The organism is Pseudomonas nitroreducens, assembly GCF_014204515.1.
Classification (GTDB): Bacteria; Pseudomonadota; Gammaproteobacteria; order Pseudomonadales; family Pseudomonadaceae; genus Pseudomonas; species Pseudomonas nitritireducens_A.
The window spans coordinates 227,536-246,431 of sequence record NZ_JACHLI010000001.1 but is presented as its reverse complement, the minus strand read 5'-3'; the positions used below and the strand labels follow the sequence as shown (position 1 = coordinate 246,431).

Below are 18,896 nucleotides of genomic sequence, written 5' to 3'. Positions count from 1 at the left end.
GGAGAGCCAATAATTTCGTCCTGACAACAAAAAAGCCCCGTAAGGGGCTTTTTGTGTTTCTCGGGGCTTAGCCCTGAGTCTTCCAGCTTTCGACGGCTTCGGCGCCCCACTTGGCCTTCCACTCTTTCAGGCCCTTGTGGTTGCCGCCCTTGGTCTCGATGGTCTCGCCGTTGTGCGGGTTCTTGTAGACCTTGGTCGCGCGCGGTGCGTTCTTGCGGCCGGTACGACCGTCAGCAGCTTTGACGCCCTTGCCGGTTTTTTCGCTCAGCAGAGCATGCAGATCTTCCAGGGACACGCCTTCAGCGACGCAGAGTGCTTCCACCTTTTCGATGATCTGGATCTGAGTCTTCAGCTTCGGATCGTTTTTCAGCGCTTCCAGGCGAGCCAGCTGCTGCTTGAGTGCTTCTTCGGCGGCGCGGAATTCTGCAAGTTTGCTCATGGATATGCTCCGTACTTGTCCAGTTAGGTTTGGCTTAATGCCGGTCTGTGAGGGCAAATATAATTAAGCATTAAATGAGCGTCAACTGAAAATTGCACATTTGCCAATAAATTGTTCAGCATTTTTGGGGGCTCGAGATTTAGGCCTGTTCCAGGGCGTATATCGAACTCAATCCTTGGAACACTTTTTCTTTAGCTCCCCGATTTTTCCAATGCTCTCTGCAGTGGCAGCCACGATAATCAGGCCCTTCACCTTGATACCACCCGGCTCCTCCCACTCGCGCGTACTGAGCTGCCCCTTTACCAGCACCAGGTCGCCCTCCTCCAGGAGGTTTGCCTTCGCTGCAGCGCGGTCATGCAGTTCGACGACCATGTATTCCTGCCTGAGCTTCAACTCAGGGTCGTCAAAGGTCTTCCCACGGCTCCGTGCCGATATCTTCAGGGTAGTGAGATGCGGATTGTGAGCAAAGCCGGTCTCCTTTCGGATGATCGCCCCAGTCACATGGCACTCATTTTCCTCAAAAATCACCTGGGCCACAGGCACACCTCTTGGTTCATGATTTTCGGTAACGCATAACGACAAAAGGGGGTGATCAAAGATCACCCCCTTGGTGCCTCAGGCCCAGGTCAGCTTTGCTTGCCTTCCTTGGGTTCCGCCTTCGCGCCGAAGCGGATTTCTTTCACTTCCAGAGTGGTGCCGTGGAAGACCTTGCCCTGGGCATCGGTGTTCTTGGTGGTAACCAGCTCACCGGTGACGGTAACCTCGCGGCCTTTTACCAGAGCTTCTTTCAGCTTGGCGGTTTGGCCGGCGCTCATGCCGCGCAGGCAGTTGTGGCCTTCGGGTTCGCCGTTTTTCCAGTCGCCGGTCTGCTTGTCTTTCCAGCTTTCGTTGGACAGGAGGCGGAAACGTACACCTTCGCGGGTGTCGTTCAGTTTGACAACGGTAGCATCAGCGGCAACACGGCCGGTTACGATCTGAATCAGAGACATGGCACACCTCTTCTGTTCTTTGGTCGACCTAGAGATTTAGGTCGACACTGATTGTTTGACTTCGCTTGGCAGAGGAACTGGCGTTACACCATGTTCCACAGACGACGGTAGGGGTCGTCGAAGGGAATGTCATCGTCGAAGCTGTCGTAGTCCGGCGCCGGCTGCGGGTTCGGCGAGGCGTCCGGAGTCGGGGTGGGAGCCGGAGCGTCGTCCTTAACGCCATTGGCTGCGATGTCACCACCGCTCTTGGCGTCGCTCGGAGTGAAGTTCAGGAGAACCAGATCGTGGAGGCTCTCGAGCTTGATGTAGGGGTTCTCGTAGCGAGCTTCGTCGGTGTCGTTGACGTTGTCTTTCTTGCGGCCAGTCGCCTGAACCATCTGGCCTTTGGTCAGGTGCGGGGCCAGCTTGTCAGCAAAGCCTTTGGGGCCCCAGGCAACAACCGGCAGGAATTCCGGCTTACGGCGGCCGTGGAAGCGGACGTTTACAGTCAGCTTGTCCTGGCCTTCGGAGCCGCTTTTGATCTCGTGGCTCTGGACTTGGCCTACGCCAATTACGATGTTGGTCATCACTGAATCCTCGCGTTCTCTGCCGACTCGATTGGCCAGCTCACGGTTAAGAGTATAGTAGAACCATACACTGAGTGTCAATTAACAACTAATTGTCGCATAGAAAAAATCCCGCCGCAGCGAGATTTTCTCTGTATTTCAGCCTGTTGCGGACTTACGGCGCTGGGCTATCGTTGCCCTTACCGGCGTCCTTTTGCTTGTTTTGCGCAGGCTTGGCCTGGACGCGGACTTCATGACCCAGGTCTTTGAGCAGCTTGCCGGCATCGTTGATGAAGAAGCTGGCCCAGGTGCCACCCTCGGAGCGCAGTTTGTCGATGGCGTCAGCGAACTCCTTGTGCTTGTCGCTGCCCTTCTCGCACTTGGTCATGCGCAGGTAGTTGCGCTCAGCCTCAATGGCTTCGTCATCGGAATAGAGCTTGGCGGTGACCTGGGTCTGTTCCGTCGGAACGAAGGCACCCTCTTTCGCCGGGTCTTTCTTGGTGTTCTTCACGAACAGCACGCCGATCTGAGCGTAGATGATCTTGGAATCGTCGTTAGGGTATGTCTTGTCGACATATACCCGTGCCGCCTTTTCTTCCGAATCCACCGGCTTGCCGTTGTAGCCGATGAACTTGCCATCTTTTTGACGAGGCTGCGTGAGGAAGTTGCCTTCATCATCTTTTTGACGCATTGCGGCGCGAAGAACGATCACCGACCTGTCGCCTACACCGTTGACATGGGCGGAGCCCACCCGATCCGGCAGATAAGCGCCGTTGACCTTCTCTTTCAGGACGAAAATGAGATTCCCGTTGTCGCGGGTGAAGATCTCGATGTCCTTGCGGTTGTTTGCATCCACGGGGCTGCCGATTTTCAGGGCTGAGGCCATTTCTTTTCTTCTCCTGATCACGCCAACCATTGGTTGCGGATCGTTCGTTTTTTAACCCACATGTCAAGGAAGCCCATTGATCCTCAACATTGTCAACCGTCAATTAAGGTGAAATTGACACAACCGTCGGATTTCCATGAAAAATCATGGTGTAAATTTTACAGACGCTGTTGACTGCTGGCGTTTTGGTCAACTATATTTTGCCCCGCTGCAGAGATTAGCGGCCTGTCAAAAACGAATAAAAGCGTGCCAACACGACGCTCGAAGTAGAACGGACTTTACGCCTTATGACCGCTATAACGACAAGCTTGGATGCCGGGCGTGATTTACACCCGCGCGCGATGCAGGAGATCTTGGTGTCCGTTGGGGCCCAACTGACCACACTCACGCACAAGCTAAACTCGACTTGCCAGGAAGGCGGCGTAAACGGGATGGATTCCCCCCACCTATCTCAGCTGCGTGCCGTGGAGAAGGTCTTTGGCCCTCTCTTCGAAACTATCGCGGAGAGTGGTGGCAAGTTCGTAGCAACCATGACCGGCGAGCACCTGGGTTTCATCGTCACGCTGCTTCGCGACGCGACCTTCGCGCTCGAAAAGCTAGTGCAGATGAACCAGCAGTCGCTCAAGACGGCTCAGAAAGCAGAAGAGGTGCTCAACACCCTATACCAGCCTGACGGTGAAGATGATGACTCCTACTCTGTAGGGGAAATGCTCCGCCACGGGATGGAAGATGAGCTTTGCGAAACAGCTTCCAGAAACATGCGTAAGCGGGGAGTCCTGCATGAGTTCTTCAGCGAAAGCATCTGTCGAGTGCTAATGGACGCCTGCGGCCCAAGCACCCTCCAGTACGCTGTCGTCGGAGATCTCAACAACCTGCTTCTCAAAAACGGTCGCCTCAACGCGAAAAGCACTGCCGCCCCTGCCCCTGTTCGGGAATCCCCCAAGGTTCTCATAGGCCAGTTCGGCAAGTCTCAAGCGATCTGCTCCAAGCCCAAGACTCTGATCTGACCCTGGAGTAGAGCGGCGAGCCCCTCTCTCGCCGCCGCCCCATCCCCTCTCGACAGCTCCCACCCAAACCCCGTCAACAAAAAGACCAGCTTTCGCTGGCCTTCTGCTCACTGCTGTCCGGTCACTTGCCGGCACGCTTCTCCGCATGACTGACTGCGCCACTGTAGAGCCGGCCTGGTTGACCCTTCCCAGCCGCCACCTGCTCGACCCTCCGCGCAGCGCCTGGTTTATGATCGGCGCTCGAGGAGCTGGTTTTTTCGTTATGGGCGCCAACGGCGATAGCAAACAGTACCTCGGCCAGCATGCCTGGACTCCTGGAAATCTAAGGTGGGTAGAGGAAGTGTGGGGTGGTTCAGTGCCGGACTTCGTTGTCCTGCAGCTCAACCTGTTCCTGGATGAACTGCAGCTCATGGAGCATGAGGCGGCCCTTGGCGATCCAGAACGGGTGGGTATCGTCGCCATGAGCACCGCGATACTCGGGATATCGCATGATCAGCTCGTTGGCAGCGGCTGCGCTCATGCAAGCCACCTCCGCGAAGGATTCGTTCACACGTACAGACAGAGAATTGGGTGCAAATGCCATAGATCACCTCCTGTGATAGACGAGCATTACTTACCTGGTCAGAGAACCGTACAGCTTTGCCGACTCGATACCCAGCTGCACGCCGACGTCTGCCGCGCGCTCCGGGTCGATGCAGGCTGATGGGTTACGGCTGTCGTAGATCACCTGCCTTCCTTCCAGGAACTGGACACCCCCGTCTTCGAGGCTGACACGCCCCTGAATGTTCTTGCCGGGATATTCGATGCTGCGGCCGCCATCAACGCGCTCCAGAGGGTTATTCCCCAGGGCATAGATGTAGAGCAGATTCTCCCGCAGTTGGTTGGCAGCGTGAGCAAGCTGTTCCTGGATAGTGCTCATCCAAACACCATGGCGGTAAAGGCGTCACGATCATCCTGGTCTACGAAGAACTGGTCACCTTCCTGGGTTACATGGAAATGGTGACCCTCAGCAGCGATCTTGAACTGCTGAGGAAGCTCGACACCAATGGGGGTGTGGGCTATGAGCAACATCCCTGATGCGGTAAATTCCGCCTGGTACTCTTCGTTGACCCCGTCTTGTTCCGGGATGGAAACCTTGCTGGTGGTGGACGACATCTTTCACCTCTGTCCTAACGACACCCGAATTCTACAGAACCTGGTGTCGCAACATGTACGTTTCAGCACATCCGTGTAGCTAAGCGCTGATGGACTGAGTTCAATCCAAGATGCCATGCCATCACGGTAGTGAAGTTTTGATCATCGGGCTCATGGCTCGACCATATAAAATTCAGCTACCTTATGGCGTGGAAAATAGTCATTTCCTGACAAATTGTCAAGTTTGGAGCCAGTGAATGCGCAGGTTTACAGCCATTCTTGCCGGGCTTTGCCTGGCCTCTTTCGCACATGCAGACGATTTCACCAAGGCCCTGGAAAAGCAGGCCACCATCAAGGCTCGAAGGGTTGTCTCAGACCTCATCGAAATCCGTGCCAGTGGCAAATCCTGGCCCGTGATCGCAGAGAAGAGCCTCCCCGAGATGCTCGATGAGCGCTGCGGCTATGAAGACCTGGTAGGCATCTCTTCCAACCTCATGGGCCAGATGCGCCCAGAGGTGTTGAAAGTGGCCGGCGGCCGGCTCTCGAAGCTGTATGCCCCACTTCTGTCCCGCCTGGGGGCGCAGATGGCCTTCACCGAGGTTAAATCCAGTCACACCGACAAAGGCGACTATGCCCTGGTAGTGCTGAAGGTCACCCCGGCTAAGGCCGGCGACAAGCCCTTCTCTCTCCTGATGAGGCACAACCCCGACGGCACGATCAACCTCTGCGACGTAGTCCCTGACAGCAACTTCGGCAGTGGCATCCTCAAGACCATAGGCACCGAGCTGGCAGCCAACCCCAACGGCGAGTAAACGGCGCCTGAAACGAAGAAGGGAGGCCAGAGGCCTCCCTTTTTGCATCAATTGCAGCTTAATCCCAGCTGAGGGCGCCACCTGTCTGGTACTCGATCACACGGGTCTCGAAGAAGTTCTTCTCTTTCTTCAGATCCATGATCTCGGACATCCAGGGGAACGGGTTGGAGGCCCCGGCGTACTCTTCCCTCAGGCCGATCTGGGCCAGCCGGCGGTTCGCGATGAACTTGAGGTAGTCCTCCATCATCGCGCTGTTCATGCCCAGGACGCCGCGCGGCATAGTGTCGCGAGCGTATTCGATCTCCAGCTGAGTGCCCTGCAGGATCATCTGGGTCGCTTCGTCCTTCATCTGGGCATCCCACAGGTGCGGGTTTTCGATCTTGATCTGGTTGATCATGTCGATGCCGAAGTTCAGGTGCATGGACTCATCGCGCAGGATGTACTGGAACTGCTCGGCGGTGCCGGTCATCTTGTTGCGGCGGCCCATGGAGAGGATCTGGGTGAAGCCGCAGTAGAAGAAGATGCCTTCCAGGACGCAGTAGTAGGCGATCAGATTGCGCAGGAACTGACGGTCGGTTTCCGGCGTCCCGGTTTCGAACTTCGGATCGGAGATCGAGCGGGTGTACTTCAGGCCCCAGGAGGCCTTCTTCGCCACGCTGGGAATCTCGTGGTACATGTTGAAGATCTCGCCTTCGTCCATGCCCAGGGATTCGATGCAGTACTGGTAGGCGTGGGTGTGGATCGCCTCCTCGAACGCCTGGCGGAGGATGTACTGCCGGCATTCGGGGTTGGTGATCAGGCGGTAGACGGCCAGTACCAGGTTGTTGGCAACCAGGGAGTCGGCAGTCGAGAAGAAGCCCAGGCTACGCTTGACGATGCGGCGTTCGTCTTCGGACAGGCCATCCCTGCTCTTCCAAAGAGCAATGTCGGAGACCATGTTCACTTCCTGTGGCATCCAGTGGTTTGCGCAGCCGTCGAGGTACTTCTGCCACGCCCAGTCGTACTTGAAGGGCACGAGCTGGTTGAGGTCGGCGCGAGCGTTGATCATCTGCTTGTCGCCGACGTGGACTCGGGCCGAGGCGCCCTCCAGGTCGTCCATGCCTTCCTGGACATCCATCTCATCCAGGCTGCGTTTGGCTCGAGCCACCGCCTCGGAGTCACTGCTGTTCACGGTACGAGCTGCAGCAACCGACGGCTCCTCCCCTTCGACCTGGCTTTGCACTGCGGACACCGCATTCTGCGGCTGCGCGCCGGCCAGATCCTGACCTTCGTCGTCCCAACTAAGCATGAAACACCCTCACGTGATGAAAATGCCGGGGCGAAAAACGCCGCCGGCCGACTGTCGTCCATTGTCCACCACGATCCGCCAGCGACGCAATTAGGCGGAAACTGAGAGTCTGGTACGTAAGCTCTCGTGTTCGACGACCAGCTTCAGCTGGATGTCGGTGTACATGGGCGGCTCCCAATTTACGCCGTCCTCGCGAAGACACGCGGTGACGTCGTCCTTCCACAGCTCGAACAGTTCGTGCCGAATGCTGGCATCTAGCTCAGCACGGTATTCGTCGAGGTCGCGAGAGTAGGCTTGAAGAGGCTGCAACTTGGAGCCTCGGCAGTCACTTCGCTTAAGCCTCACGCCGACCAAAGAGCGACGCAGCGCCGCCTTGGTGTAAAAGCGCTCAGGCATCTCTGCCTCATACCGGTAGCCAATGATGGTAACCGGCTGCTGCTCCCCATACTCGGAGAGCAATTTGGAAATAATTGCGTCGACCTGAGCCGTCTTCGGCTGATCAGCGACATGACGCCACAGTAGCGTTTCGTCGACGTCGTCCAGGCCCATCTGCTGGCTCAACACCGCAAGGCGGTTGGCCAGGTCATTTTGTACATCCAGCGTCATGCGCGGGACTCCTGCATATGCACACCGACGCTATTGTGCTGGAGACCTTTGATGATGTCGACCAGGGCGTTCGCATCGGAATTGAGCATGAGGGTCACAGCGCGGTCGCTTGAAACTATCTGGCGAATGGCGAACAACCCAGTCCCCATCAGACAGATCTTCAGCTCCTTGAGGCCACCCTGGAGACGAACCATTAGTACCTCGCGCTCATGCAGAGGCACGCCAGGCTGAGATGCGCCCGGCTGTTCACCCAGGGGCGAGACGCCCTGGGTGAGATCTCCTCGATGGTCGTTGCCAGGCGGAGAAACCGGAGCTCGCCCCAGATCTGTGACCCGATCTCGAGATGATGCCTGGTGATCTCCTCCCGCCTGGCCAGCACCTGGTCGCACAGATCCTCGCGAAGCCTGGCTAGTTACACAAACCTGGTGCTCGGGCGGCGCCCAGGGCTTGTTATGGGCCAGCCCAGAAGATGCAAGTGCGGCCATCAGGGCTTTACGCCTGGCCGAAAAGAAAGACACATCCATGACAGATCTCGCCATCTAACGAGTAATACGGTTATTTCAGAGTATAGCACAACCATACATCAGGCCAACAGTTTACCAACGCGCGAATAGCAGCCGTGAGCCTGGCCAGCAACGAAAATATTTTTCAAATCGCCCCCTTTAAAAATTCGAAGCGCGGCTGATTTACCTATTTGTGTCCAAGAGAGGGTGCAGCCGGAACCTCCACAGAACTCCTTCATCACAGGAGTCTGCCAAACCAGGATTCTCTTTTTCTGGGGGGCTTCTGAAAGTAGGAATTGTGCTGGTTTTCCTGGGGAAAAGAAGAGCTGGTGCGGTACCCAGGATTTGAGTGAGCTGTACGGCCCTCCGGGCCTCCAGCAATACTCGCTGTCTCAGACCGAAGGTCGTAGCTTTCTCTTTGGTTCCAAAATACTCGGCCTATGATCAATTTTTAATCAGCACCACCTTATCTTGTGCTGTCACCTTCATTACATAGCCAACATATTGTGTTTCGCCAAACACAAGACACTATTCGCGCTGTGCGCCGAAGAAGAGCATTGCCACCCACCCTCTGAGCTGTTATCGCGCCTGAGCTCCCTCTCCGGCCGCATCGATGGCGAGGCGCGCTTCGCGCCGAAATGCAGATCAAGAGCGAGTCGCGCTTTGCGCCGAAGTGCAGAGCAAAAGCTAGTCGCGCTGCGCGCCGAAGGGGGTCTTGAGCCCCTCCTCCTCTGCAGACCTCTCACGCAGATCTGCGACCGCCTACATACCTGCTGTTCGGCCTGTACACCCCATGACGATTTGGGTAGGATCGCGGGACTCACTCGTGAAGGCGGTTCCCCTTGAGCCTCAGCACCGGAAGAAAAATGATGATCATCGGGATCCTCGGCATGGGCCTTGGTATCGGGATGATCACCATGGGCTGGAACGCTAAGCAGCGGGAACACCAAGCTGAGCCACCCAAAATCGAGCAAAAGGTGGGATCTCGTGAAACCGGTGCCCTCACCTACCAGTTCTTCTGGTACGGCTGCCCCCACTGCCTGAGCCTCGAGTCGGCCATTATCGAAAAGGGTAAGTCAGACCCCTCTTTCGACCCAGATCGCTACACGCTCGTCCCTCTCGCCTTCAAGGCGAGCTGGGAGCTTCACGGTCGCCTGTTCTACGCGCTCGAAGAGATCGGTTTCACTCAGGCTGACCATCTACAGGTGATGACCATCATCCAGGATAAGCACCCGAGCACCGAAGAAGAGATCATCATCAGCCTTCGACCCCTGCTCGCCTCCTGGGCAGCCCAGCATGATGAGAAAGACGTCGAGCCCCGAATCCTTGCCTTGCTTCACTCCCCTCAAGTGAACAGCAAGATTTCTTTTGCTCAGGCCCTGGCTCGTAAGTACGGCATCCCAGGTGTCCCTGCGTTCGTCCTCCAGGACGGCCAGCTCGTGCTTCCCTCAGTCTTCGCCGGCTACAAAGGGATGATTGAGGCAACCCTAGACCCACGGTGACGCGCGCAATTGTCCAGTAAAGGATCATCCAAATACATCCGCATCCAGGCGAAGAAGGTCAGGGTGCTGATCGAACGAGGCGATGATGAGCTGCTCCGCTTCTTCATGATTCGCGACTATCCGTCGCTTGATGATGCTGTGGCGGCCGCAAAGCGCTGGCGCGATGAAACTCACCTCGAGAAGTATGGGACACCGGTCACCGACGCAGTTTTTCAGCTCAAGCGACGCCGACAGAGAGCTGAGCAACTCGATCCAGCCACCGGCCTACCTCTCCCCCAGTTGCCTCCAGGGTTGTCCTACGGCTTCCACCGTGGCCGACTGCTCTACCTTGTTGTCTCTCACCAGGTAGAAGGCCGCCCCACTCGCACCAGGGTTCCGATCCTTGATGGCAAAATCATGGAAGCTATCGCCCAAGCGGAAGCGATCCTGGCCAAATACCGCATGGACGCCCCCAGGGAAGCCCCCTAGATTATAATCTATTTCATTAATTATAGTTTTTATAACAATTATAACTACAAATACTGTTCGAGGCCTGTGGGAGCATGTGAGCCCGCAGAGCCTCTCCTTTCGCTCGTCACCACCAGTGCCAGTGCTGGCAATTTCAGAGACATAAACGGTAGTTTTGTGGTCAAAAATGATCACCTTTCTGCCTTTTTTGGCTTATAACTCCTCCCCTTCCCTGTTGATGCCACAAAGTCACCATGCGACTTGATCTCTAGCCGACTTCATGGGTTTGGGAAGCCAGGCTCCTCCTTGATGCACGGGAGATTTCGCATTAGACAGAAACTTAGAAAACCAAAAAGGAACATTCCAAAGATAACATTCAACGTCAAATTAATTCATGAAATCGTATAACAGAAAACACCTTGGCAACAAAACTATTGTGCAAACTTTGCACTACTCCACTGCGAAAATTGTTGTTTGATTTGTTACGGTGATATAGTCCTCGAAAAAGAGGATTTGTATGGAAATCCCAAGCAATAAAAGAGTGCGCCTTCCACCAGAGGAACGAACTACGTCTGAGGCCAGGCTAGATCCTTCTGAGGTTTTGAAGGAATTTGCTCTCACAGCTGTTGAGATCGATGACAGCGACTACGACATGAGGGTAAACGAGACCCGCTTTGCGCTGGCCGTGAACTTCATTCTTTTCCTATCGATTATCGGAACGCTGGTGCTGCTTGCTGGAGGGCTGTTCTACCTCTCGGTTCCCGCACCTACTCCCCATGCCACAACCCAGGACGGGCAGATCTATGAACTGAAACCACTCAAGATAGTGAGGCCGTGATGTCGAACAAAGCTGTAGAGCCCAGGAAGGCTGGCGCCAAGCCAGCCCCGACGGGTGCTGTGACCAAGCCTCAGGGCAAGCAGCCGGCGAAGGCCTCCCCTGTCCAGGTGGTGAAGACCCGGAATGACTTCCTAAGCGATGGCTCTAAGAAGCTGTTCCTGGCAGCTGCCATCGTGCTGTTCGGTGTCATCGCACAGTGCTTCATCGCATACGTTGCTTTCAGTGCAAAAAGTGAGCGCGTCTATATCGCCACCGACAATAGTGGCTCAATTCTCACGCTGATCCCGTTGGGCCAGCCTAACCACAAGCCAGAAGTGGTTTCGCAGTGGGTACAGCACGCGCTTGTCGACACATTCTCTTTCAACTACTCGGACTATCAGACCCAGCTGAACGAATCCACGATGAAGTGGTTTACCGACCGAGGCGCGTCGGAGTTCCTCCGCGAAGTTAACGATGCCGGGTACATCCAGGCAGTGAAAGACGGCGAGCTCATTCTTAGCCTGGTCTGTGAACATACGCCGATCCTGGTCTCCCCTGCCCCGGCCCCGAACGACAAGACAGGCATCTGGACTTGGACGTTCCAGGTCGACGCCATTCTTACCTTCCGGACGAAAGGGAAAGAGCTGACCAAGAAAGTTCGACTGACAATCTGGGTTGAGCGAACGAGTATGCTGGCCAACGCCGACGGTCTCGGAATCGCAAAGATCTTGATGACCAACCGCTGATAGATGAGCCCCTCCCAAGTTGGAGGGGTTCTCTTTTATTGAGTCTCCTTTTGTAGTAAATTGCCGATGTCGTCAATAATTACAATAATAAAGGTGACACGATGCGACGGTCTCCGCTGGCTTTGGCCATGCTTTTGGCCTTGTATGGCGGTTCGGCGTTTGCTGAAACTCCGCAAGCGACTGAAGCTCCTACCTCCCCTACTCCTGCAGCTGCCCAAGACGCTCCGGCTGATGCGGCCGCTTCTACTGACGGTAAGCCGGCGCCTGACGCCAAGGCTGCCCCCGCTCCAAAGGCAGACGAGCCAGCGTTCTACAGCGACGTGACCGACTTCGACCGTGAACAAACCGGCGGGAAGAAATCAGCTCTGGCTGGCGCGCTGTACGAAGAAGACCAGCTGCGCGCGCTGCGCGACATAATGCGCTCCAACGACAAGCAGCGCATTAAGCGCGACGTGGTCGAGAAGAAAGCCCCGATGTCGCCGGATGAGATCACGGCCCTACGTCAGCGCCTGGCTGACATCGACGAGGCCACCAACCGTCGTCTCTCGGGTGAGCCGAACTTCAAGGTGCGCAACATCACCTACAACCCGGACTCGAACACCCCCATCGTGATCTCCACCATTGGTGGTTACGCGGCCCAGGTGGAGTTCTACGATTCGACAGGGGCCCCGTGGCCGATCAGCGATGACGGTGTTGTGGGGGACAAAACTGCTTTCACCCGCCAGATCATCGGATCGAACAAACACATCGCATCCTTCGTGATGGGGCGTGACTATTCGGATTCCAATGCCGCCGTCGTCCTTGAGGGGTTGCCGGCGTCTATTCCGGTCATCCTGAAGGGCACGAGAACGACAGTAGACGGTCGGATTACCGTGACCATCCCTAAGCTGGGCCCGAAGGCTGACATCCAGCCGGTCTTCCAGCATGAAATTAACAACGTCTCGAACGAATTGATCGAGATGCAGGGCGGCCGCAAGCCGGCCAATTCGCGCACCCTGACGATCAACGGCGTCCCTGGGTCGGAGTCTTGGTACGACGGTCAGTTCCTCTACCTGGCGCTCCCAGGCCGTTTGCTGCTGCCTCCGCCGGTTGAGAGTTCGATGACGCCGACGGGCAAGTTCCTCTACAAGGTTCACCCTACCCCGTACATCTCGGTTTCCGTGGATGGCGTGCGCATGAGCGGATCGGTCGAGGGCGTCTACCAGACCCAAATCAGAAGGGCGAAGACCGTCTTCGATGAGGAGAATGCCAAGTGATCAATCAAAAAGGCTTCTTCCTGATCGACCTGATTATGTGTGCCTGCCTGATCATTATCGTGACGGCGGGGTGCATGTTCTACCTGCAAGAAGCTCAGAAGGCTTTGGCCGCAAAAGAACATGAGGGCGGGCAATCAGCGGCCAAGCCTGCAGTGAGTCAGCGCATTGAGACACCTGCCTCCAAGGGGGTGCAATTGTCGGGTAAATCAGGAGGTGATGCCCAGTACTTCATCGGTGGATCAGATGCCACCGAGCCAGGAGTGAGGTAACCATGGGCGTTTTCTCGAACCTCAACAAGAACATGAACGGCCGGGCGAAGCTGATGGTTAGCCTCACCATGCTGGTTGTGGTGATCTTCGTCATCATTGGCTTCACCAGAATGGGGCATAAGGAGAATCCGATCATTGCAGGCGTGTCTGATCTGCCCTCGACACCCACCAACGACCAGATCGGAAAGGACAAGGCAACCGACAAGGTGATCTTTGGTGCTGACACTCAGGTTGGCCAGATCTACGCAAAAGACGAAGAAAAGAAGATCGCCGCCTCTGAAAAAGGGGTGAACAGTCACGTTTCCTCAATCAACCTCGACTTCGGCCAAGAGGCCACAAAGACCGAGGTCGAGAAGAAGCCCGAGCCCAAGAAAGGCCCGAGCATCGATGAGGTCATAGCCAAGCGTAAGGCTCAGGAAGAAGCGAACAAGAAAGAGTTGGAGCGCGTGCGCCAGAAAAACTCTGGCCCAGTTGCTCAGGAGAGCCCCTGGAAGTCGTTCCTGGAGAATGAGCGCAAGTTCGCTATCGACTACGAGACCAACGTCAACACCTATGTCGACAAGATGAAGCCGGCGCAGAGCCTCCCAGCTCCGCAGTACTTCGCCTCGGGATCGGATAAGGCCGGCCTCAGATCGAGCGGTATCAATAAGCAGGATACTTCGAACTCGAAAGGTTATGAGAAGCTGCTGGCCGACTCGAAGACCACTAAGTCAACTTCATCGGATGAAGATGATTGGGATGACGATAGCTCTACCAACGATTCGTCTTCCGCCAAGAAGAAGTCGTCCACTCGCTCCATGTACCCCAGCGAAGTTATCGCCCAGAACTCGATCAGCAAAGTTGAGGGAACTGGCAATATCAACCCTGGCGTTATCTACTCGGCCGTCCTTCAGATCGGTGTGAATACTGATGAGATCAGCCCGGTGCGCGCAGTGGTGGTAGATAAGGGCCCGCTTGAAGGGGCAGTGCTGACGGGGAACCCGGCCCGTACCGGCGAGAAGGCCACCATCACCTTCGAGAGCATGACGGTCAACAAGAAGTCTGCCACCGTGAAGGCCATCGCTCTGGATTCCGAAACCATGCGGTCTTCGCTGGCAGACGGCGTCGACAATCACACCCTCGAGCGCTACAGCAAGCTGTTCCTCGCGAGCTTCGCCGAGGGCTATGCGAACGCGCTGACGGGCACCCAGACTGTCACTAATACCGATGGCTCTTCTTCGGCCACTACCAACCCACTACCGAATGTTGGTGACCAGGTGAAAGTTGGTATCGGTAAAGCTGGTGAGCGTTTCGCCCCGATCTTTGAGAGAGAGTTTGACAGGCCGCCAACTGTTACTGTTGAGCCTAACAAATCAATCTACATCATGTTCATGCAGGCGGTTAGCGAAAGCGAGTTCAAATAACCGCAGGTACTTCAAAACAACAGGGCGACATTGTCGCCTTGTTGTCTTTAAAACAATCCAACATTAATATCCACATAGAACAAGAATCTGGAGAGCAACATGGCTCACGAAGACGACGAATTCAGCTTCCCTGAAGACGACCATAACGCTGCGTACCCGACCGACAACGGTCACGATGCAGGGAAAGCCGATGACGACGACTACTTCGGGAAGGAGGCTGATGACGCCAGCGCAGACTTCCAGGACGGCGAGCCTGATGAAGAGCATGACATTTACGGCGGAAATGAGCCGACCATCGATACCACTCGCCCTGAAGCGCCGCCGAAGAAGTCCTTCCTCGGTAGCCCCCTGGGCATGGGTGTGGTGGGCATCGGTGTGCTCGTCGCCACTACCGTAGGCCTGGTTGCGTACAGCAATGTCAAAGCCAACCAGGCGCAAGCTGAGGAAGACTCGGCACCGAAGCCGACCGCTGGCGCCAACATTGGTGCTGCGGTGCAGGTTCCGGCCCCGCAGATTCGAGCCCCGAAACCCGCGCCGCAGCAGGTTGAGGGTCTTGGCCAACTTCAGCCGACCCGTCCGTCTGGCGTTGAAGGTCTGAACTTCAACAGCCCCGCCCCTACTCCGCGTCCGCAACAGGCATCTGCTGACGCAGGCCTGGGCATGCCCATGGAACTGAACGGTCGACCAACTCCTGCGGAGAGCTACAACAGCGTTTCACCCGAAACGCTCGCTCCGTCAGATCTCCTCAAGCTTCGAGAAGCGCTGGAAGCTAACACTGCTGCCACCAGCAAAATTGGCCAAAAGGTCGATGAGGCGCAAACGACAGTGCAGAAGCTCGACGCCACCGTTTCGGTGCAAGGCGCTGCGCAAGTGCAATTGTCTTCAAAAGTCGATGCCGTGACCGCGAAAGCTGACGCCACCCAGGCTCAACTCGACGCTATCCTCGCCGCCAACAAGGGCGTCCTGAAGCAGCCGGCGCCCCCAATCAAGGTCGTTCCGGAGAACACCGATCCCAAGGCCGCCGGTCGCAACCGTCTGGCAGGTTTCAAGATCGTCGACACTTCGAAGACCGGCAAGATGGCCATCGTCCAGCGTCAGCAGGACAGCAGACTGATCACCCTGTTCGAGGGTGAGACCCTGGACTCCACATCCGGCAAGCTGAAGGTCGCCGAGGTCGTGAACAACGGCGCACTGCTGCTCCTGGGTGAGAAGTCCTACATCGATGGCGAGCTCCAGGAACTGCCGCTCGTGGTGAAGCAAGAGGTGAAGCCTAAGGCCAAGCCGGCGCCCAAGCGCGAGTCGCGCCGTGAGAGCCGCCCTGCCCCGACGCCGGCCCCGGTCGTGCGAAAGGTGGAGTACGTTTCCGGTGCTACGGTGAACGCTGTGATCGACGAAGGCCGTACCTTCGGCATCATGGATGACAAGGGTTCGTTTGAAATCTACCGTGTCGGCGACAGCTATAAAGGCGTTGGCGTGGTTAAAGGTCTCTCCGCAGATGGACAGCTACAAGTTGGCGAAAAACTAATTAAAGTTATAAAGTAAGTCTCTTTATTTGCGATATTGCAAATAGAGTTTCTTTGCCTTAACTTAAGAGTCGCCCGATAAGAACAATAATAAAGCGGAGGCTTCACATGCTGTCTAAGCATAAACCGTTGATTGGAGTTGGGGTCACCGTCGCTCTTGCGATGGCCCTGTTTGCGGTTGACGCAAACGCAGCCAACAGTTTCCAGTCGGCGGCAACATCCTGGAAAAGCCAGATCAACTCGATCTTGGGTTTGGCGAAACTGATCTTCGGCGCGGCAGGTGTGTTCATGTTCGCCGCTGGTCTGTTCTACATCTACCGTGACCAGAAAGAAGAGAACCGTGGCCACCTGAAGACCGGTGTCATGGCCCTCCTCGTGGGCACCGGCCTGATGATCATCCCGTGGCTGATCGGCCTGTTCACCGAGTCGGTGGCATCTGGTCAGGGCGACGATGCTGCGTCCCGTGTCCAGGGCTCGAACATCTAAGGTTCGGGCAAACAGATGGGGTGGCTTCGGCCACCCCTTCTCGTCTGAGGAGTGTGTGATTTGGAACTGCTTCCCATCCATCTGTCTGTCAAGCGCAAGGCCCACCGTAAGGATTCTCCCAACGCCCCTGCGTCTGACGCCGCTTACCGCGCTGCCAGGCCGCAGGCCCTCAAGCGCGACGACTACTGCTGCAGGTTCTGTGGCTTCAAAGACAAGAAGAACGAGACCCACCACGTAAACGACGATCACAACGATCAGCGTCTGGAGAATCTCGTGACCAGCTGTGTGCTGTGCCACATGTGCCACCACATCGCTTTCGCCGGCATCCAAGGCCGCGCCTCCCTGATCTACCTAGCGCCCAACGCAGACGGCACCCCTGTGATCTCCCAGGCCGGTCTGAACAACCTGGTGCGCAATCTGTGGATCGCTGAAGAGACTGCGACTGGCGATATCCGCAACACGGCCGGCCAGTTGCTGGCGCGTCTGGAAAAGTGCGACACCCCAGCTGTGCACATCCTAGGCACCTCGTTCCCCGAGGTAATTGGCGATGTGATGACGAGTCTTTCGGATGCGGCATATTCCAAGCGTGGTGATGCCCTAAACGGGGTTTTCCTACTTCCGAAGAAAAAGGCATATTTGTCATATATAAAAGAATTGGTAGAAAGTTCGAAAAAGTTCCCACCAACAGAGTGGGTTCGACTCGCCGAAGATAAGATTGCGCAATGGCCTGAAGCGAGTTAAAGTTTGGCCGTCAAACAACAATAATTATAAATGACGGCGTTTATGCGCCTGGCAACTCCCAGGGTTGCCTTTGTGGGCTATGAGAGAAATCAAGATCGGTGTTTGTATCTTCGATGACCCCAAGTCACCGCGTGGAGGTTTTGCCTCCATTGACGGTGATTCGGCGTTTTACGTCAGTGGCTACCACGAGCTGTCGACTGAAACCCTGTGGGTGACCAATCTCGAATTCCCAGTGTTCAGAGAGTTGAACCTCCTCCGTCTACGACATCTCACCCAGGCTCAGTATTTCCGTACCAGTATCCGCATGCTGCAGGTTGAGCTGGGCATCGTCACCGGCCGGCGCCTGGCAGAAGTTCTGTCCAAAGTCTTCTCACGGGTTGCATCGCTCGGAAAGGCCTTCCTGGGTGCCGATCCTAAGAACTATAACTACCGCTACCAGCAGGCCATCTCTGACCGGATCTTCATTCCGGGGATGACGGAGCCCTACTCCGGTCTGGATAGCAACGTGGTGCAGCTGGTCGTTGACCACTCTACCCAGGAAAACCAGGCCATGGCCGGCGTGAAGCGACCAGATCGCTCCAGTCCGGTGACGTTCTACTACCCGCGAGATGCTTTTGCGCAATGGTTGTTTGGTCGTGTTTACCCAACCGGTAGTCAATGGCGCGCAGAAGACTTCAAGCGCGAGTACACCCTTGGCACCAAGGACGGTCGAAAGCTGTCCCTGACCGACTCCTTTATCGATAAATGCGCGAAAAACTTCCGGACTTCAAACCGGGCCACGTTCTTCAACATCGCGGTGTTGAGCCATGAGGCCTCCCACCGGTCATTCGCATCGTTTGGCGCTGGCGCCAAGGAGCCACGCACCTGGGTGACCTGGCCAGAGCTCCTGGAGCTTCTGGAGTACTCGGTCGTCACCATCTACCGAGCGGCGAGCACCTCTTCCGGTCTGATCCGCGATCACCTACCTGACTACTGCCAAAGCGTAGGTTGCGGCGTCTCTGACGGGCTCCTCTTCGAGAATCTGTATGCAGCCCTGGCTGCCCCCGTCAACAAGCGAAACACCGCTCTGGGGGCCTATCTGAGGGCTTACGACCGCGCAGCTTGTGGCCGTGCCGCATTCGAATTCCACAAGGCCGGCTTTGTTGTCGGCTCCTACGGCATGGGCCGGGTTCTGGTGTTCCTCACCGAAGGCCAGAAGGAGCGCGCCCGCCAGGTAGCTCTTGATAACGGTCTGCTCTGTCCCCTGAAAGAGGAGTCTGTCGATGGATAGCTTGAATGACGCCATGGCGGTTCTTCAGCGCAACTGCCAGGCGAGCACGACTTTGATGCTGGTGAAGGCCCTGGAAGAGAGCGAGTCCTCTCTCGGGGCCATCATGATTTTCGATGAAATTGCAGATTACCCGGCTGAGGAGCTCGCGGACAGCGGGCGCCGCGAGCGCGTTGTGACCCAGCAGTTGCAGAAAGCGCTCACCTACGCCGCAGAGAAGAGGAGTTAAC

At 56.3% G+C, this 18,896-nt stretch carries 26 protein-coding genes; 14 read left to right on the top strand and 12 right to left on the bottom strand.

Annotation, left to right across the window (positions count from 1 at the left end):
• Positions 1–67: 67 nt before the first annotated feature.
• The 5 genes from HNP46_RS01315 to HNP46_RS01295 form a co-directional block, all read right to left on the bottom strand.
• Entirely contained in the window at positions 68–439 is a 372-nt protein-coding gene (locus HNP46_RS01315) for a histone-like nucleoid-structuring protein, MvaT/MvaU family (protein ID WP_184585703.1), read from the bottom strand.
• A 168-nt stretch (positions 440–607) separates the two neighbouring features.
• Complete coding sequence (locus HNP46_RS36025) at positions 608–976, bottom strand: single-stranded DNA-binding protein (protein ID WP_184585702.1); 369 nt, start codon at positions 974–976, stop codon at positions 608–610.
• 89 nt (positions 977–1,065) lie between these two features.
• Positions 1,066–1,428, bottom strand: coding sequence for a single-stranded DNA-binding protein (locus HNP46_RS01305; RefSeq protein WP_184585701.1), 363 nt, complete (start codon positions 1,426–1,428; stop codon positions 1,066–1,068).
• 83 nt (positions 1,429–1,511) lie between these two features.
• Positions 1,512–1,994 (bottom strand): hypothetical protein, encoded by a 483-nt coding sequence (locus HNP46_RS35750; RefSeq protein WP_260403056.1) that lies wholly within the window; start codon positions 1,992–1,994, stop codon positions 1,512–1,514.
• A gap of 154 nt (positions 1,995–2,148) precedes the next feature.
• Positions 2,149–2,859: a hypothetical protein gene (locus HNP46_RS01295; protein ID WP_184585700.1), complete on the bottom strand. Its 711-nt coding sequence runs from the start codon at positions 2,857–2,859 to the stop codon at positions 2,149–2,151.
• Between the two features lie 356 nt (positions 2,860–3,215).
• Between HNP46_RS01295 and HNP46_RS01290 the strand changes: the two genes are divergently transcribed.
• Positions 3,216–3,866, top strand: coding sequence for a hypothetical protein (locus HNP46_RS01290; protein ID WP_184585699.1), 651 nt, complete (start codon positions 3,216–3,218; stop codon positions 3,864–3,866).
• Between the two features lie 121 nt (positions 3,867–3,987).
• Here HNP46_RS01290 and HNP46_RS01285 read toward each other — a convergent pair whose 3' ends face one another.
• The 4 genes from HNP46_RS01285 to HNP46_RS01270 all read right to left on the bottom strand — a co-directional run bounded on the left by HNP46_RS01285 (position 3,988) and on the right by HNP46_RS01270 (position 5,021).
• A complete protein-coding gene (locus HNP46_RS01285; protein ID WP_184585698.1) occupies positions 3,988–4,170 on the bottom strand; it encodes a hypothetical protein in 183 nt (60 codons plus the stop codon).
• A 48-nt stretch (positions 4,171–4,218) separates the two neighbouring features.
• Positions 4,219–4,386: a hypothetical protein gene (locus HNP46_RS01280; RefSeq protein ID WP_184585697.1), complete on the bottom strand. Its 168-nt coding sequence runs from the start codon at positions 4,384–4,386 to the stop codon at positions 4,219–4,221.
• Between the two features lie 93 nt (positions 4,387–4,479).
• Entirely contained in the window at positions 4,480–4,785 is a 306-nt protein-coding gene (locus HNP46_RS01275; RefSeq protein ID WP_184585696.1) for a hypothetical protein, read from the bottom strand.
• Positions 4,782–5,021, bottom strand: a complete 240-nt coding sequence (locus tag HNP46_RS01270) for a hypothetical protein (protein WP_184585695.1) — start codon at positions 5,019–5,021, stop codon at positions 4,782–4,784. Before HNP46_RS01270 ends, HNP46_RS01275 begins: the two co-directional genes overlap by 4 nt.
• 236 nt (positions 5,022–5,257) lie before the next feature.
• Between HNP46_RS01270 and HNP46_RS01265 the strand changes: the two genes are divergently transcribed.
• Positions 5,258–5,812, top strand: coding sequence for a hypothetical protein (locus HNP46_RS01265; protein ID WP_184585694.1), 555 nt, complete (start codon positions 5,258–5,260; stop codon positions 5,810–5,812).
• Between the two features lie 58 nt (positions 5,813–5,870).
• Here HNP46_RS01265 and HNP46_RS01260 read toward each other — a convergent pair whose 3' ends face one another.
• From HNP46_RS01260 to HNP46_RS01250, 3 genes are all read right to left on the bottom strand, one after another.
• Positions 5,871–7,100, bottom strand: a complete 1,230-nt coding sequence (locus HNP46_RS01260) for a ribonucleotide-diphosphate reductase subunit beta (RefSeq protein WP_184585693.1) — start codon at positions 7,098–7,100, stop codon at positions 5,871–5,873.
• Positions 7,101–7,190: 90 nt separating this feature from the next.
• Positions 7,191–7,706: a hypothetical protein gene (locus HNP46_RS01255; protein ID WP_184585692.1), complete on the bottom strand. Its 516-nt coding sequence runs from the start codon at positions 7,704–7,706 to the stop codon at positions 7,191–7,193.
• A complete protein-coding gene (locus HNP46_RS01250; protein ID WP_184585691.1) occupies positions 7,703–7,900 on the bottom strand; it encodes a hypothetical protein in 198 nt (65 codons plus the stop codon). Before HNP46_RS01250 ends, HNP46_RS01255 begins: the two co-directional genes overlap by 4 nt.
• A 1,151-nt stretch (positions 7,901–9,051) precedes the next feature.
• On the opposite strand from HNP46_RS01250, the gene HNP46_RS01245 reads away from it, so the two are divergent.
• From HNP46_RS01245 to HNP46_RS01190, 12 genes are all read left to right on the top strand, one after another.
• The gene (locus HNP46_RS01245) at positions 9,052–9,711 is read left to right on the top strand and encodes a hypothetical protein (RefSeq protein ID WP_184585690.1); all 660 of its coding nucleotides are present in this window, start codon (positions 9,052–9,054) and stop codon (positions 9,709–9,711) included.
• Positions 9,712–9,720: 9 nt separating this feature from the next.
• Positions 9,721–10,179: a hypothetical protein gene (locus tag HNP46_RS01240; protein WP_184585689.1), complete on the top strand. Its 459-nt coding sequence runs from the start codon at positions 9,721–9,723 to the stop codon at positions 10,177–10,179.
• A gap of 496 nt (positions 10,180–10,675) precedes the next feature.
• Positions 10,676–10,996, top strand: a complete 321-nt coding sequence (locus tag HNP46_RS01235) for a hypothetical protein (RefSeq protein ID WP_184585688.1) — start codon at positions 10,676–10,678, stop codon at positions 10,994–10,996.
• On the top strand, positions 10,996–11,721 hold the full coding sequence (locus HNP46_RS01230; protein WP_184585687.1) for a DotI/IcmL family type IV secretion protein: 726 nt from the start codon (positions 10,996–10,998) through the stop codon (positions 11,719–11,721). Before HNP46_RS01235 ends, HNP46_RS01230 begins: the two co-directional genes overlap by 1 nt.
• A gap of 128 nt (positions 11,722–11,849) precedes the next feature.
• Positions 11,850–12,977, top strand: coding sequence for a DotH/IcmK family type IV secretion protein (locus tag HNP46_RS01225; RefSeq protein ID WP_184585686.1), 1,128 nt, complete (start codon positions 11,850–11,852; stop codon positions 12,975–12,977).
• On the top strand, positions 12,974–13,246 hold the full coding sequence (locus tag HNP46_RS01220; RefSeq protein ID WP_184585685.1) for a hypothetical protein: 273 nt from the start codon (positions 12,974–12,976) through the stop codon (positions 13,244–13,246). Before HNP46_RS01225 ends, HNP46_RS01220 begins: the two co-directional genes overlap by 4 nt.
• A 2-nt stretch (positions 13,247–13,248) precedes the next feature.
• Positions 13,249–14,649, top strand: coding sequence for a DotG/IcmE/VirB10 family protein (locus HNP46_RS01215; RefSeq protein WP_184585684.1), 1,401 nt, complete (start codon positions 13,249–13,251; stop codon positions 14,647–14,649).
• Between the two features lie 99 nt (positions 14,650–14,748).
• A complete protein-coding gene (locus HNP46_RS01210) occupies positions 14,749–16,191 on the top strand; it encodes a hypothetical protein (protein WP_184585683.1) in 1,443 nt (480 codons plus the stop codon).
• A gap of 89 nt (positions 16,192–16,280) precedes the next feature.
• Positions 16,281–16,658 (top strand): hypothetical protein, encoded by a 378-nt coding sequence (locus tag HNP46_RS01205; protein WP_184585682.1) that lies wholly within the window; start codon positions 16,281–16,283, stop codon positions 16,656–16,658.
• Positions 16,659–16,718: 60 nt separating this feature from the next.
• Positions 16,719–17,399 carry an HNH endonuclease gene (locus HNP46_RS01200; RefSeq protein ID WP_184585681.1) on the top strand — a complete coding sequence of 227 codons (681 nt, stop codon included), beginning with the start codon at positions 16,719–16,721 and terminating at the stop codon, positions 17,397–17,399.
• Between the two features lie 79 nt (positions 17,400–17,478).
• Positions 17,479–18,669: a hypothetical protein gene (locus HNP46_RS01195; RefSeq protein ID WP_184585680.1), complete on the top strand. Its 1,191-nt coding sequence runs from the start codon at positions 17,479–17,481 to the stop codon at positions 18,667–18,669.
• The gene (locus tag HNP46_RS01190) at positions 18,662–18,895 is read left to right on the top strand and encodes a hypothetical protein (protein WP_184585679.1); all 234 of its coding nucleotides are present in this window, start codon (positions 18,662–18,664) and stop codon (positions 18,893–18,895) included. Before HNP46_RS01195 ends, HNP46_RS01190 begins: the two co-directional genes overlap by 8 nt.
• Position 18,896 lies beyond the last annotated feature (1 nt).

What these genes read in the sequence shown, in the direction of transcription:
- HNP46_RS35750 (WP_260403056.1), bottom strand. Translation starts at nt 1,994, where the DNA reads ATGACCAACATCGTAATTGGCGTAGGCCAAGTCCAGAGCCACGAGATC.
- HNP46_RS01195 (WP_184585680.1), top strand. Translation starts at nt 17,479, where the DNA reads ATGAGAGAAATCAAGATCGGTGTTTGTATCTTCGATGACCCCAAGTCA.
- HNP46_RS01275 (WP_184585696.1), bottom strand. Translation starts at nt 4,785, where the DNA reads ATGAGCACTATCCAGGAACAGCTTGCTCACGCTGCCAACCAACTGCGG.
- HNP46_RS01235 (WP_184585688.1), top strand. Translation starts at nt 10,676, where the DNA reads ATGGAAATCCCAAGCAATAAAAGAGTGCGCCTTCCACCAGAGGAACGA.
- HNP46_RS01225 (WP_184585686.1), top strand. Translation starts at nt 11,850, where the DNA reads ATGCTTTTGGCCTTGTATGGCGGTTCGGCGTTTGCTGAAACTCCGCAA.
- HNP46_RS01285 (WP_184585698.1), bottom strand. Translation starts at nt 4,170, where the DNA reads ATGCTGGCCGAGGTACTGTTTGCTATCGCCGTTGGCGCCCATAACGAA.
- HNP46_RS01230 (WP_184585687.1), top strand. Translation starts at nt 10,996, where the DNA reads ATGTCGAACAAAGCTGTAGAGCCCAGGAAGGCTGGCGCCAAGCCAGCC.
- HNP46_RS01315 (WP_184585703.1), bottom strand. Translation starts at nt 439, where the DNA reads ATGAGCAAACTTGCAGAATTCCGCGCCGCCGAAGAAGCACTCAAGCAG.
- HNP46_RS01295 (WP_184585700.1), bottom strand. Translation starts at nt 2,859, where the DNA reads ATGGCCTCAGCCCTGAAAATCGGCAGCCCCGTGGATGCAAACAACCGC.
- HNP46_RS01265 (WP_184585694.1), top strand. Translation starts at nt 5,258, where the DNA reads ATGCGCAGGTTTACAGCCATTCTTGCCGGGCTTTGCCTGGCCTCTTTC.
- HNP46_RS01250 (WP_184585691.1), bottom strand. Translation starts at nt 7,900, where the DNA reads ATGGTTCGTCTCCAGGGTGGCCTCAAGGAGCTGAAGATCTGTCTGATG.
- HNP46_RS01260 (WP_184585693.1), bottom strand. Translation starts at nt 7,100, where the DNA reads ATGCTTAGTTGGGACGACGAAGGTCAGGATCTGGCCGGCGCGCAGCCG.
- HNP46_RS01215 (WP_184585684.1), top strand. Translation starts at nt 13,249, where the DNA reads ATGGGCGTTTTCTCGAACCTCAACAAGAACATGAACGGCCGGGCGAAG.
- HNP46_RS01280 (WP_184585697.1), bottom strand. Translation starts at nt 4,386, where the DNA reads ATGAGCGCAGCCGCTGCCAACGAGCTGATCATGCGATATCCCGAGTAT.
- HNP46_RS01270 (WP_184585695.1), bottom strand. Translation starts at nt 5,021, where the DNA reads ATGTCGTCCACCACCAGCAAGGTTTCCATCCCGGAACAAGACGGGGTC.
- HNP46_RS01210 (WP_184585683.1), top strand. Translation starts at nt 14,749, where the DNA reads ATGGCTCACGAAGACGACGAATTCAGCTTCCCTGAAGACGACCATAAC.
- HNP46_RS01190 (WP_184585679.1), top strand. Translation starts at nt 18,662, where the DNA reads ATGGATAGCTTGAATGACGCCATGGCGGTTCTTCAGCGCAACTGCCAG.
- HNP46_RS01305 (WP_184585701.1), bottom strand. Translation starts at nt 1,428, where the DNA reads ATGTCTCTGATTCAGATCGTAACCGGCCGTGTTGCCGCTGATGCTACC.
- HNP46_RS01255 (WP_184585692.1), bottom strand. Translation starts at nt 7,706, where the DNA reads ATGACGCTGGATGTACAAAATGACCTGGCCAACCGCCTTGCGGTGTTG.
- HNP46_RS01205 (WP_184585682.1), top strand. Translation starts at nt 16,281, where the DNA reads ATGCTGTCTAAGCATAAACCGTTGATTGGAGTTGGGGTCACCGTCGCT.